Source organism: Alkalibacterium sp. f15, assembly GCF_049389645.1.
In the GTDB taxonomy this organism is placed as follows: domain Bacteria; phylum Bacillota; class Bacilli; order Lactobacillales; family Carnobacteriaceae_A; genus Alkalibacterium.
This window is the reverse complement of sequence record NZ_CP186540.1, coordinates 1457990-1471464: the sequence shown is the minus strand read 5'-3', so window position 1 is coordinate 1471464 and position 13475 is coordinate 1457990. Positions and strand designations below refer to the sequence as shown.

Sequence of the window (13475 nt, the reverse complement as noted above, 5' to 3'; positions counted from 1 at the left end):
AAATGAAACATAGAAACCTTGAAACCACTCCTGAAATATCGAAAAGGATGTCTAACGTTAGATTAAAAGAAGGAAAAGCAGAGACTCTCCTTGCCAAATCGTTATGGCATCTAGGTGTACGTTACAGGAAAAATTATAAAAAATTACCGGGCTCTCCTGATATAGCTATTACTAAATATAAAATAGCGATTTTTATAGATGGTGAGTTTTGGCATGGCAAAGATTGGGAATACAAAAAGAATAGATTAAAAAAGAATAAAGATTATTGGGTAGAAAAAATAGAAGAAAACATGGATAGAGACAAGAGAAATGATGAATTACTAATAGACAAAGGCTGGCTACCGATTCATTTCTGGGAGAAAGAAGTTCTCAAAGACACAGAATACTGTATTTCGAAAATCATATCATTCATAGAAAATAGAAGAAACGATACTGAGTCGTAATCAGTATCGTTTCTTTTTTGTAATTGATCGATTATTTTGAAATTCGATCTTGATCTTTTTCCATATTTAGTGTATAATATCCATAGTTGACTCGAAAGGATGTTCGTATAATGAAAGATGAATTGAAAGTATTAGAGCTATTTGCTGGAGTCGGAGGTTTTAGAGTAGGATTGGAGAACTCTAACCCTGAATTATTTAAAACCAAATGGTCTAATCAGTGGGAACCTTCTCGTAAATCTCAAGATGCATTTGAAGTATATAATCTTCACTTCTCTGATAGTATCAATATAAATGAAGATATTTCTGAAATATCAAACGAAGAATTTGAAAAGATGGATGCAAATATTATAGTGGGTGGTTTTCCTTGTCAAGATTACTCTGTAGCAAGAAGTAAAAAAAATGAATTAGGCATCGAAGGCAAAAAAGGTGTGCTTTTTTGGGAAATCATACGTGCTACTAATCATATCCGTCCGGAATATCTTATTCTTGAAAATGTAGACCGTCTACTTAAAGCACCTTCAAAACAAAGAGGTAGAGATTTTGCAGTAATGCTAGCTGCATTCAACGAACTAGGTTATTCTGTCGAATGGCGTGTAATAAATGCAGCTGAATATGGACGCAGCCAACGTCGTCGAAGAGTCTTTTTCTTTGTGTATCGAAATGATACTGATTTTGCTAAAAATACAGATAGTGAATTCGAAGCTAAACATTCTGCCGACTTATTCGATGACCATTTATATGACGAGTACATCTTTAGTAAAGGATTATTTGCTAGGCAATTTCCTGTTGAACATATTCCTAATAAATCTCGACATGCTTCATATGATCTATCTGATGATATTGTAAAAATATCTGATGAGTTCACAGGAAAAGTTTGGAATACAGGTGTCATGAGACATGGTCGATACTTTACTATCGATACAAAATCTACGTTGGAGGAAGAACCTATCACATTAGGAGATATCATCCAGCCTGAAAATGAAATCCGAGAAAAATTTTTTCTGCAAAATGAAGACAAACTCGATAAGTTTAAATACCTTCGTGGATCTAAAAAAATTGAAAGAACTTCTGCAACGGGACATAAATATATTTTTGCTGAAGGAGGAATGTCTCCTCATGATAATTTAGAACTTCCCGGAAGAACGATGTTAACTTCTGAAGGGTCAGTCAATCGATCAACACATCTATTGCATATCAACGAACGATACCGTTTATTGACACCAATCGAAGCTGAACGTTTACAGGATTTCCCTGATGATTGGACTAAATATAAAAAGATTTCCACAGGCGAAGTAGTAGAAGTCTCGGATCGTATGCGTATGTTCTTTATGGGTAATGCACTTGTAACTGAAATAGTAAAACGTATTGGAGACGAATTACAAAATATAATGTAATAATCAAAGCCCTAGCAGATAGATTTTAATCTCTGCTAGGGTTTTTGACTTAAACTATAAAATAATTATTACTATTACATTAATCATACAAATTTAATTTAAGCTTATTATTACAGATAATACTCTACATTTTTCAATTTTTAACCAGAACTGTTTTATTGATTTTTAAATTCCGATTGAATCAAAGAATAAATAAAAATATTCCCAGTTCGTTGTAATTTGGAGTAGTTTTAGTACCAAATAAAGACTCTATTTTTTTACTAATTTTGTTGAATTCTTTTCTATATTTTGTTGTTTTTGAAATTGAGTTTCTCTTTTTTATAGTATATTTATATAACTCTACTACAACTATCCACCAGCGAGAACTTCCAATTCCTTGTAAATTAGTGGACGACTTTGAATCAAGTCCACACTCATACATATACGTATTTTTGACGTGCTCATATATCATAAAATTCTCTGAAAAGTTTTTATTGATAAAAAAAGCCAATATAATTGGGTCTGTAGAATGAGAATCATTTTTAAACTTTGAAAAAAGCTTTCTTAATACCTTATTCCTAGTTTTTGCTTTCGCATATTTTGAAAGAATATAATAATGCCATATTTGAATTTCTGTTTCAGCGTAGTAGCTTTCTATGTACTCAGAATTATCCAATATAATATTAATTATTCTATGCAATTCGCTTTTCTCAGAAATTTCACAAAGGGTATCCAAGAGACGGTAGATATGACTTGTAATCACAGGAAAAGAATAGGCTAGTTTAAGAATCATTGGCACTAAAAAAACTGACTGTCCACTTGACATACTTTTCAACTTATAATTTTCAATCATAAATTTATTAATAATTGTTAACAAACTTCTAATTTGAGGAATGTTCATTTCATTGATTAATACATGAAGATAGCTTCTTATATTTAGAAAATCATTCTTTTGCATTTGATAATTGGAGTTTTTTAATTCTAAAAATGGTAATCTGAAAAAAATTTCAGATAAATTTGCGCTCTTATTAGGTGAAAACCCTTTTTCTAAAATAGTTTTTTCGCTTTTTCTGGACAGACCCACTTTCCTTAATATTCTATCCATATTCTCAATTTGTAATTCTAATTTGGAATATTCATCAGAAAAAAAAGTGAAGTCATCTACGTACCTTACAAACGGTAGATTAAGTCCGCTTGAAACCACCTCACAGTCTAGGCTTATTCCAATAAATTCTGCACTTATAGCTGAAGATATTGGTCCTTGTAATATGCCTTTTGTGTGATTGTCATTCACTGCCATATTATATTTATCTAAAAATTGGAAAAAATCGGTAATTTTATTATCACTATTATCAATTTTATTATATGGAGTTTGATTACTTAACTTAGAAAATTGGTGAGTGTATATATTTTGAAAATAACTTTCCACATCTATTTTTAAGTACATAGGATTTGTTCCTTCAATTTTCATAGTCTTTTCTTGATTATTTTTAAAAGCTTTACTATTAGATTTCCCATTTGAAATTCCTGACAAATAATTTTTCAATACAATTTCTTGATCATTATATTCAAATTTCAATATGTTCTCTCGACCTAAAATGGGAGAATTTGAATGGTGTATAAAATCTTGCATATTTTTTTCGTCATGATACAATTCCTTTAACCATGATTCACTAGATCTTATGATGTTATAAACAAAACAATAGAACCAAACTGGATTCGGAATACCCATAGGTCTCTTACTTAAATCATTCTTAAAAGAGTAGTATTTAATTGATTCTGCCCCTTTATTAAAAATATATTTTGGCACTTGTATTAAACTTACATCTACTTCTAATAAGTTGTTAGAAGTATTTTGTTTATATATCTTTATTTTATTATCATTCATTGCATTAAACAAATTATCAGAATCCTTTTTTAAATAACTCAAGAATGGTGGTAGTTGTATTGAAGCTATTTGATTAACTAATATTTCTATATCCTGTTTTCTATTATTTCGCATCTATTTCTCCTCAAAATTATTTTTACTATTGATGTTGCTATCTCATATTTAAAAGTAACAAACGACATTCTAAAAGTAACATCACATATTTAATCCATACACAAATTTTATAATTATAGAACTAATCAATTCAAATTATAGTAGTGTAATATGCTTTAATCAAAATATTACACTACTAAGGTACTCTCATATTGATGTTTTTTCAGAAAATCTTTGTTCATATAATTATTAAAATCTCTGTTTAGTAATTTGCAATAAAATTCTTTTATATCAGGATCTTCTAAAATATTTCCTATTTGAGAATTATCAATTGCAGCATCTATAATTCTACTAGTTTGTTCTTTAGAAAAAGAATCTAAATGAGAAAATAATTTTTGAATCACAGAATGCGTATTAGAAAAACTCTGGGTTTCTTCTAAATCTATTATAGACTTATTCTTCTCTTGTTCTTCTTTTAAATGAATAACTTGTATATGTTTTTCAAAAAAACTACCCAATGAATTAAATACATGAACCTCTGACTTTTTTTGTTCATTCCATTCATTAAGTAAAAATGAATTAACTTGCTCTTCTTTCTTATCATCATAGTAGTCTTTATCATCTGTAATAATAAATAAATCTTCCCTTTCCGGAACGTCGTCTAGAAGAGCTTCCCAATTTATAGCATCACCGTAGCTATTGTTTTTTCCTGGAGGATTTCCAACATCCATTCTATAAATAGCTTTATCATAGTAACCAGAAGTATCTACTTGATGTGCTTTTTCAAATATCTCTTTGATTACTAAATCTGCTTTCAACTCTTTTTTATTAATGGCATACGATACTTCTTCTTTCCAAGCCTTAAAGAAGCTATCAATCTCTCTAGACAATTTACGAAAATCTTTAGACTTATCTTCAAATTCATTATATAGGTTAGGAATTTTCGGTGTATAACTAACATCTTCAAATTTGCGTCTGGCATCATTAATCTTAACTATTCTATTTCTGTTTACTTCGTCTTTAGTTTGACTAGGAAGATATATTTTTATATTTTTTAAATTTTTTAATTTTGAAAACTCAGATAGGTCATCACTTGAAAAATGGTATAGCCCTAACCATATATTTGAATCAATAAAAACATTCATATTATACCTCTTTCTATTTCAATAATTATATTTATCTATTACTTCAAAGTTGTTTTTCAACTAACAATATTGGTAGTTTGCAGTAACCTCATCTCAGTAATTTAATGATTCATCATACAGTTGTTGTTTGACTGGATTAAGTGTATAAAACAATTGATTAATAAGTGTTTTATACACTTAATCAATGTATGTATTCTTTTATCCCTAATACTTTAATCATTTCTTATCCGCTCCAACCTGCTCAAAATAGGGATCGAGATAATCCAAGAGTTCATCAAATAATGCTGGGAAAAGGTTCGAACCGGCTACTTTGAATTTCTTTCTGTTATCGAATTTCAGTTTCAATTCCCATTGTGTGCCGTCCATGATATTTGAGTCATAATAGTCTTCGTCCCATGACCGGACAAACAACTCCTGAAAGAGGTAAGCTTTGATTGCACGCCATTCATCCAGTGAGATTCTTAGAGTGAGCTCTCTGTTTTCAATAACACCATACGGAGGTATGATTTTCATGTCTGCATACCCGTCTTGTTCTTCGATGAGAATCGTCTTGAAGCCCCCGTGAAAGCCGCCATAAGTAAAACTAAATGTATGACACTGGCGAATCGATTCATTGGCTCTTAGTCCAAACGTTTTATCGCATGTCCCGCATGCATACTTATCTGTCACTTCTGGTTGCTGTAATTCATTTTCTTCAACTGTTTGATTGCCACAATATGGGCACTTTAACTCCTCGATCATTGCTTTCCTCCCCTTATATGTAAGCTTAGCTTTAGCACTTAGATATCATTTGAATACATCCCAAAAAGAAAAGGATGTCTTTTTGTACACTTTATTGTAGGCGGCTTTTTTCGGATCCTTAAGCCAGCCCATTCCCTTTTTACCGTAACCAGGTAACACGTTTCTTTTCACTGCTCGTTTGGCTCTCCCCGTCGTCCGCGCTTTTATCGATCGTTTAATGCTCGGCTTGCGCATGCCAAATTTCATCTATTTCCCCACTTTCTTCTATCTTGATTATTCTTTTCAAAACGATCGATGCTGCACTACCTCATTCAGTCCAGCACATCGATCGATTCACTTTCCAAATCGATTCTATTCACATCGGGTTCATCAAAACCCACGCCTGCAGTGAAGAGAACCGAGTCACCGACTTTCGCAAACCCTTCCACTCTGTCCAGGTCGGAAAGGTTGGAACTCTCGCTGCCATCAAAGGTCATCTTGTAGACGCCCGCTCCAGGGTATGCCCCCTGACTCGAGTGCAGCGAATAGATGATGCCTTGCTCGGTAGGCAGATAAGAAGAAACAGGCCCGTGCACGACCACTTCCGGTTCGCTTTCTTCCCCTACTTCACTCCGGTAAAGTTTATGGTTGCCACCTATATAATAGTAGTCATCGTTCCATATCGTCAGATTTTGTGCGGGGTCATTTATGACGACCTGACCATCCCTGCCGTCGAGGCTATAGCTTTCCACGACCGACCGTCCTTCTTTTTCATGGCTGATCAGCAGTCGACTGTCATAGATGGAGAGACTGGAGGCTTTAACGTCTATCAGCTGCTCGAGATTTTGTCCGTTCAAGTCCATTTTATAGACGCTAAAATCATCTTCCCAGCTCAAAAAGTAGATCCAGTTCCCCTGAATCTGCAATTCCACAAGATATCCCAAGGAATAAAGCGTTGAATGAGCGCTACCATCCGTCCTCATCCTTTCCAGGCTTTCTCCTCTGGTGAAGTATAGCCAATCTCCGACCACGTTCAGTTGACTGACGCCCGTTCCTCCCTCTTGTTCTATCAGGTACTCTTTGTTTTCAAACTGTTTGTCTATCTTGACGAGATTCAAATGATTTTCAACATAAAATATGTACTTTTCGCTTTCGACTGCACGTCCGTAATTCAATGTGTTTTCCAGCGAATTGCCACTGTATTCTTCCGAGTCGATTTCCACTTCATCACTGACACTTGAGAGTGTGTTGTGGCGCAGAACATTCATGCTCCATACCAGATTAGATTCCGCCATTAGTGGCATAAGTCCTATGACCGCAATAAGGATGAATTTGAGAGATGAGACACTTTTTCTGGTCCAGAGGCTCTCTTCCCCTCGGATATTTTTATCCAGTATCGTGATGTAATGCTTAGGTCCTTCGATCGTTACTTTATCGGTTACATAATGTAGAACGATCCGGTCATTGACGACCCGGTTGAGCGGTACATCGAATGTCGGTCTTACCGTCATTTCGTTTTCACTCTTATCGGTGACTTTCCATCTACCCTGCTCGATCAGCTTGTCTAAACCGTCAAAGCTTTGGACTTCTTCCTCGATGGATTGGTGTCTGTATTTAGCGATCAACCACCGGAGAAAGAATAAGAGATAGAATACGATAAATGCCCACTGAACGCCTGGATTTATATTGAAGACAGCCCTGTAACTGCCATAAAGCAGCAGGGCCACCGGTAAGTAGACAAACACGGTCCCTCTCAAGGCAATATAGAGCCAATTTTTTAGTGTTTTCATTTTCTCCCTCCATACTATGATCAACAAAACTTATTCTCAGCTGTGTTCTTTCTTAATTGACTATTCTATTACCTTCAGTTTAGCAAAAAAGCGCCCTCTATTGATAGCGCTTTTCTAAAAAAACTATATTTTATTTATGAAAACGTTTGTTATTATATTTTATCCCTGCTGATCACGGCGACATCACTTTGTTTTCATGATAAACTATAGACAATAACTCACACGTACAGACTACATAAAAGAAAGCAGGTCGATTATGCCTACAAGAAAAAATCCTTCATTCAAAAAGAAAGTTGCATCTTTACTTGAGAAAAAAACACTGCTGAGCGTGATCATTTTCTGCTTGATCCTGATTCCGCTGATGGTTTCACTGTATCATTATTTGAAACCTGTTCCCCAGGGCATCTCCGTAAAAGGCGAACGGCACAAGACGAGCGACTTCCAGTTCCTCTATGACTTGACCTATGAAAATGCAAAGGGCGAAGTCGAACATGAACAGGAAATCTCCGACTATATCTATCACATGATCGCCGAGGCAGAAGACTTCATCGTGGCGGATATGTTCTTGTTCAATGATGATTACGACCATACCAATCCCGATTTGGACTTCCCAACGCTAGCGAACGATCTGGCAGAACTGCTCATCCAAAAGAAACGGGACGCACCTGAAGTGGACATTGTTTTCATCACCGATCCCATCAACACTTTTTATGGCACCTACATGCCAGAGACCATCGATCAGATGAAAGATGCAGGAATCGAAGTCATCATTACTGATCTAGAGCCGTTAAGAGATTCCAATCCTATTTATTCCGGTTTTTCACGGACTTATTTGAACTGGTTCGATACATCCGAATCCAGCTATCTGCCGAACGCTTTTCGTGCTCAAGGTCCAAAGGTCAATGTCCTTTCCTATCTCAATTTGCTGCACTTTAAAGCCAACCATCGAAAAACGATCATGACTGAACGTGAAGGACTGATCACATCTGCCAACCCTCATGATGCCAGTGCCTATCATTCCAATGTCGCCTATGTCATGCAGGGGCCATTCTTGAACGATTTGCTTGCCTCTGAGAGAGCAGTCGCTGAAATGTCCGGTTTCGATACGGCTCTGTTTGATTCTTTTCAAATCAAGAGTAAAAGTGCTGAGACAGATGAAGCCTACACTGTTCAATTATTGACTGAACAGAAAATCAAGACGTCCCTCCTTGAGTCCATCAATCTGGCACAGTCGACTGAGATGATCAAAATAGGGATGTTTTATATCTCGGACCGAGACATCATTACGGCTTTACTCGAAGCTGAACGTCGAGAGGTACACATCCAAATCATTCTGGACATCAATGAGGATGCTTTCGGCGTAAAAAAAATCGGCATCCCAAATCGTCCGGTTGCGGATGAATTGATTCAGGGCAACAGTTCGATCGATATAAGGTGGTATCAGTCTCACGGAGAACAGTTCCATACGAAATTCCTGCTTCACGAAACAGCAGAAGAGGTGACCATGATCGGTGGATCCACGAACTTCACCCGCAGAAATTTGCAGGACTATAACTTGGAAACCAACGTCAGGATCTCAGGAGCAAAAGGTCAACCGGCAATAGAGGACATGCTGCAGTACTTTGACCGCATTTGGGAGAACGAAGGTGGCACGTACACCGTTGACTACGCCGAACATGCGGAAGCAACAGTTTGGAAAGACTGGCTGTATCATATCCAGGAATGGAGCGGACTGTCGACGTTTTAGAAGAAGCCGGTTAGAAATTAAATATTGTTCTAATCAACAAAAGCTTAAATATATATATAAGAAGCCCTTGTTTACTATTGCAGTAAACAAGGGCCTCTTTTGTCAGTTTAACTTCTCGATTTGTTTTCGTTCTCTTCTGATAGAATTAACGTTTATTCCCAATAAAATCAGAGCATATAACGGAATCACAATCAAAATAATGGCCAGCAGATCTCTTGTGGAGTTATAGGATGCAGAAGTTAATCCTCTAACGATTACATGGGCAATCATATAAGAAACCGTGAGTAATAGCGTCTTAATAGACATTTCAACGATTTGCTTATGCCGACGGAACACCGCTATAATAACCAGACATGACCCGCTCAATATAATAGCTATCAGTAGATAATAAGACAGATTCAGTCTTGGCAAAGTCACTATCCCTCCATTTGGATTATCATCAACCCCATAAATCAATCGGTCCGGTGCTCCGTCAGTCTGATAGTAGTAAACTGACGACACGGTTTCATCTTCTGCATTCAACACCACTGTCCCGATGTCGTTTGGCTGTATATACTCCTCCCAGATAGTGGTCCAAGTGGTGAGATGATAAGCCATGTCAGGATCTCCTTCTAATGAATACCGGTCCATATCATAGCCTGAGACCTCTTCACTGAATTCTACGACGACAGACCCATTTGCTTGCTCGCTAACTTGAATTAGCTCTTCACTATAGGGCAGATACTTTGGTGCAGTCATAAAAGCAAAGAGGAGTGCAGAAAACAACAATGTAAAAACAAACGTCAGAGCTATCGTTACTGCTTTCTTCTTTCTAAGAGCCGATTTCATCTTCATTAGTGGCCTGACGCTAGTTTCTGCAGGAGCATGATACGGCTGGTTTAGTTCATTCAGCAAATTCCGACAGTCGTCACAGTGCTCAAGATGCTTTTCTACCAGGTTTACTGAATCATCACTGAGCATATCTTCCGCATATAAGGGGATGAGATCTTTTATGACATTGCAGGATACATTCATTCGTTTTCCCTCATTTCTTCTCTTATTTTTCTTTTCGCTCTATAAAAGGTCACGCAAGCCCAATTGTCTGTTTTACCGAATAGTTCACCTATCTGTTTAAAACTCAGTTCTCCAAACAATCTTAACGTAAAGACCTCCTTGTAAGGTTCAGAAAGCTGATGCAGAACTTTATGTACATTCATCGATTCTTCTTTAGAAGAGACAATCTTTTCTATATCTATTTCAGCTTCTATCTCTCCGATGGAATCGAGTGCTATTTCTTTTTTATGCTTTCTTAAATAGGAGTAATAGGTGTTTTTTGCAATTTGAAAAAGCCAGACGCGGATATCACTCTCCCCTTTGAAACTATCCAAGGATTTTAGTGCTTTTAAGAATGTTTCAGAAGTAATATCTTCAGCCAGGTGCTTGTCCCTCGTTAAGCTGTATGCGAACAAATAGACATCTTTGAAATACAATGCATAAATCTCTTCAAGCTCTACCACCTTCTCACCCCCCTATATATATAAGACGCGCCAACGGACGAAATCTTACAACCTTTTCAAAATAATTATAACTTATATTTTCAAGTCCGTTGTTCATTGACTGTTTAAAATAAAACGCCTTATCAAAAACAGGACTCACTTTTCCTTATACTAATGTATGGGAAGCTTGAGTCCTGTTTCATTTAGTTTGATCCGATAAGTACAAGCTTTTAATTCTGATATTCACAGTCTTATATTCTATCAGTTACTGAGTCAGAGCCTGCTTCTTTAATTTTCTTACGAAGGTAGTCATTCAATTTTCTCTCGATTTTTTGATCAGTTAACGTTGGTGCTTTTTCGATATAACTTTCTGCCTCATCCAGGAGTCTTACCGCTTTTTCATAATCATTTTCTTTTACGAAAGCATAGGCAGCTAATACACGTTTGGTATCCGCCTGCTTGACATTTCCCTGTTTTTTGAACCACTTGTTATTTACAATTTTCGCTACAGCCTCATCATCAGGATGGCTTAAAAGCAATACAAAGAGATATTCTTTTAAAACTTCAAATTTCTGCAGATCCAGCAACTGGTCAAACTGTTCCCATAGCGGTCGCAACGTCATCTCCGCTTGATCAAATTCAAATTTTTCGGTATATTTCAACGCCTCAAGCGATAGCATCGTCGTATTATTTCCATCTGTTAACGGCTCTTTTCCAACAAAGTAAAGTAATCCCTGTAGTTCTCGCGCAGTTTTCCCTTTGATCATCCCTGCATGTATCTGAAGCAACTGATTGAATTGGATCTGATATTCTATACTTTTTGAAGCCTTCCACAAATGCATGCCATCATTTGGCCCCACAGGGATGAGGTTCATCATCGCAAGAATAATTCCAAAAACGGTAAACGTGAGGAAGCCTACTTTCACTAATGGGGGGAATGGCATCATCCACATTAGATAGCCCCCTGCCGCCGCAATAAGATTGGCTATGATCCCTCCCAAATGATATAAAGCGTATGGTGGAGAAGCGATTTTCTCAGGTGGCATCATTAAGCACTGTCCCAGCATACCGGGAACACGCTGTTTTTTTAGAGTGATTTTTCCTGACTCTTTCACCCATATAAATCTTAACAATTTAAACATTGAAAAAGAATAGCCTGATAACAGTCCGGCTACTAAATGACCGGCTTCATGTATAATAATGTGCAAAAAGAAACTAACAACGAAATAGCTCATAAAAACGGGAATATGTATCCAGGTCCAGTCATGGATCGCTGAAAGCATACCCACTTCATATCCTAAAAAGCCTAACCCCAAGAACGTTATAAACATATTTAACATTAAAAATATTTGTTTCATTTTGTCAGTCCCTCATTATCTATGTTGAGTCGTGAATTCAATTATCTTGATACTTCGGTCTGTTATTTACTTTTTTCATCATCATTATCTTAAAGCACTCTTTATATGCACCAAAAAACAGATGACCATTTGAGTATTTATTTTTCTTCAGTACCCATCTTATTCAATATTAGTTTTGTACACACAATTAGTGTAGATAGAATGACAGAAATGCCTATCAGATTAAGTAGTATTTCAAACTCAGAAAATATATTTGTAAAAGTTGTAGTAGATATTACAGATATCGTGTTAAATAAGACGACTCCTATAATGGCCGTCAGCAAAAACCATAACCCCAGATTTTTCATCATTACAATTTCTCCTTCTCCTTTTATCTGCTATCAGAATAATCAATACGCCGAATAAACAAAAAACGCAAGGCATTCTTTTTAGTATCCTGAACGACTTGCGCGATATATAGTTTGTCATTAATCGTCAACGCTTTCCTGTTCCTCGGCTTGTTTCAAAGACCCACCCATACCACCTACCAAACCGATAACTAAGAGCATCAAAAACAGTCCGATTTTTTTCAGTCGTTTCATAAAATCACCCCCTAGATGATATATCTATACAGCTCGAACATAGCGGTCACTGCTATTATAAGTAAGCCGATTGCAATATGAACGTCTTTCTCATTGACCTTGATTTTCTCAAAGGAATAAAATAACAAGATGATCGTCAATATGAATTGAAGACTGTACAAGAAGTAATTTTCAGTGGAAAAAAACAGACTCGGTATACTTTCATAAAAGGCTGTAGTGACTGATAATAGTACAAATAATATTGGTATTCTCAGTTTCATTGTCATGATTGATATCCCTTTTCTGTACTAATAATTTTATTTATATTGTTAATTGTACGAAATATATCACTATAGATATTTTTTATTTCATTTTCATTTAGTTCTTCTTCATCTTCTCCACTAAATATCCAGTGTTCACCCAATTCATTTTCTGAATGATACAAATAGCCAGCTGCATAACTTTTCGGAAAAACCTCCCGGGCATCCTCATAATTAATATTATCAAACACAAAGGGAGCATGAGTTTTTGTAGTGCCAATAAAAAAGACTGGGATCTCTAACTTATTATAATGGTCAATGTACTTATCATCAGATGCTTCGACTAAATTTTCCGGCATTATGAATAGTGCATCTCCCTGTAACTCCAGAGAACCATCTTCGTCTTCTAAATCACTAAACTCTGCATTAGAAAACGAAATGTTTTCTTCTGAAACATCTGGAGTATCCCCAATCACACTTATTCTTAATACGTCTCCTGTATATGTATCGAGGTTACTGTTGGAACAACCTGAAACATACACGCTTAGTAATAAAGATAAACAAAGAACCCATTTTTTTCTCAACACTTGCAACTCCTCCTTTTAGTCCGATCACTACATGGT

At 36.0% G+C, this 13475-nt stretch carries 13 protein-coding genes; 3 read left to right on the top strand and 10 right to left on the bottom strand.

Going from position 1 to position 13475, the window contains the following annotated elements:
• The first annotated feature begins 2 nt into the window (after positions 1-2).
• Both ACO1PF_RS07310 and dcm read left to right on the top strand, forming a co-directional pair.
• Positions 3-443 carry a very short patch repair endonuclease gene (locus tag ACO1PF_RS07310; protein WP_423188413.1) on the top strand — a complete coding sequence of 147 codons (441 nt, stop codon included), beginning with the start codon at positions 3-5 and terminating at the stop codon, positions 441-443.
• 110 nt (positions 444-553) lie between these two features.
• A complete protein-coding gene (gene dcm, locus ACO1PF_RS07305; protein ID WP_423188412.1) occupies positions 554-1837 on the top strand; it encodes a DNA (cytosine-5-)-methyltransferase in 1284 nt (427 codons plus the stop codon).
• A 181-nt stretch (positions 1838-2018) separates the two neighbouring features.
• Here dcm and ACO1PF_RS07300 read toward each other — a convergent pair whose 3' ends face one another.
• The 5 genes from ACO1PF_RS07300 to ACO1PF_RS07280 form a co-directional block, all read right to left on the bottom strand.
• Positions 2019-3818 (bottom strand): RNA-directed DNA polymerase, encoded by a 1800-nt coding sequence (locus ACO1PF_RS07300; protein WP_423188411.1) that lies wholly within the window; start codon positions 3816-3818, stop codon positions 2019-2021.
• A 167-nt stretch (positions 3819-3985) separates the two neighbouring features.
• On the bottom strand, positions 3986-4942 hold the full coding sequence (locus ACO1PF_RS07295) for a PIN domain-containing protein (RefSeq protein WP_423188410.1): 957 nt from the start codon (positions 4940-4942) through the stop codon (positions 3986-3988).
• A gap of 216 nt (positions 4943-5158) precedes the next feature.
• On the bottom strand, positions 5159-5683 hold the full coding sequence (locus tag ACO1PF_RS07290; RefSeq protein WP_423188409.1) for a hypothetical protein: 525 nt from the start codon (positions 5681-5683) through the stop codon (positions 5159-5161).
• Positions 5684-5728: 45 nt separating this feature from the next.
• On the bottom strand, positions 5729-5929 hold the full coding sequence (locus ACO1PF_RS07285; RefSeq protein ID WP_423188408.1) for a hypothetical protein: 201 nt from the start codon (positions 5927-5929) through the stop codon (positions 5729-5731).
• A 65-nt stretch (positions 5930-5994) separates the two neighbouring features.
• A complete protein-coding gene (locus ACO1PF_RS07280; RefSeq protein WP_423188407.1) occupies positions 5995-7452 on the bottom strand; it encodes a DUF5050 domain-containing protein in 1458 nt (485 codons plus the stop codon).
• Between the two features lie 256 nt (positions 7453-7708).
• On the opposite strand from ACO1PF_RS07280, the gene ACO1PF_RS07275 reads away from it, so the two are divergent.
• Positions 7709-9199: a phospholipase D family protein gene (locus ACO1PF_RS07275; protein WP_423188406.1), complete on the top strand. Its 1491-nt coding sequence runs from the start codon at positions 7709-7711 to the stop codon at positions 9197-9199.
• A 102-nt stretch (positions 9200-9301) separates the two neighbouring features.
• Here the strand turns inward: ACO1PF_RS07275 and ACO1PF_RS07270 are convergent, their stop codons facing one another.
• The 5 genes from ACO1PF_RS07270 to ACO1PF_RS07250 form a co-directional block, all read right to left on the bottom strand.
• Positions 9302-10213 carry a zf-HC2 domain-containing protein gene (locus ACO1PF_RS07270; RefSeq protein WP_423188405.1) on the bottom strand — a complete coding sequence of 304 codons (912 nt, stop codon included), beginning with the start codon at positions 10211-10213 and terminating at the stop codon, positions 9302-9304.
• Positions 10210-10695 carry an RNA polymerase sigma factor gene (locus ACO1PF_RS07265; RefSeq protein WP_423188404.1) on the bottom strand — a complete coding sequence of 162 codons (486 nt, stop codon included), beginning with the start codon at positions 10693-10695 and terminating at the stop codon, positions 10210-10212. The genes ACO1PF_RS07270 and ACO1PF_RS07265 overlap by 4 nt, the downstream gene beginning before the upstream one ends.
• A 230-nt stretch (positions 10696-10925) precedes the next feature.
• The gene (locus ACO1PF_RS07260) at positions 10926-12032 is read right to left on the bottom strand and encodes a M50 family metallopeptidase (RefSeq protein ID WP_423188403.1); all 1107 of its coding nucleotides are present in this window, start codon (positions 12030-12032) and stop codon (positions 10926-10928) included.
• 592 nt (positions 12033-12624) lie between these two features.
• Positions 12625-12879 carry a hypothetical protein gene (locus tag ACO1PF_RS07255; protein WP_423188402.1) on the bottom strand — a complete coding sequence of 85 codons (255 nt, stop codon included), beginning with the start codon at positions 12877-12879 and terminating at the stop codon, positions 12625-12627.
• Positions 12876-13439 carry a hypothetical protein gene (locus ACO1PF_RS07250; protein WP_423188401.1) on the bottom strand — a complete coding sequence of 188 codons (564 nt, stop codon included), beginning with the start codon at positions 13437-13439 and terminating at the stop codon, positions 12876-12878. The genes ACO1PF_RS07255 and ACO1PF_RS07250 overlap by 4 nt, the downstream gene beginning before the upstream one ends.
• Positions 13440-13475 lie beyond the last annotated feature (36 nt).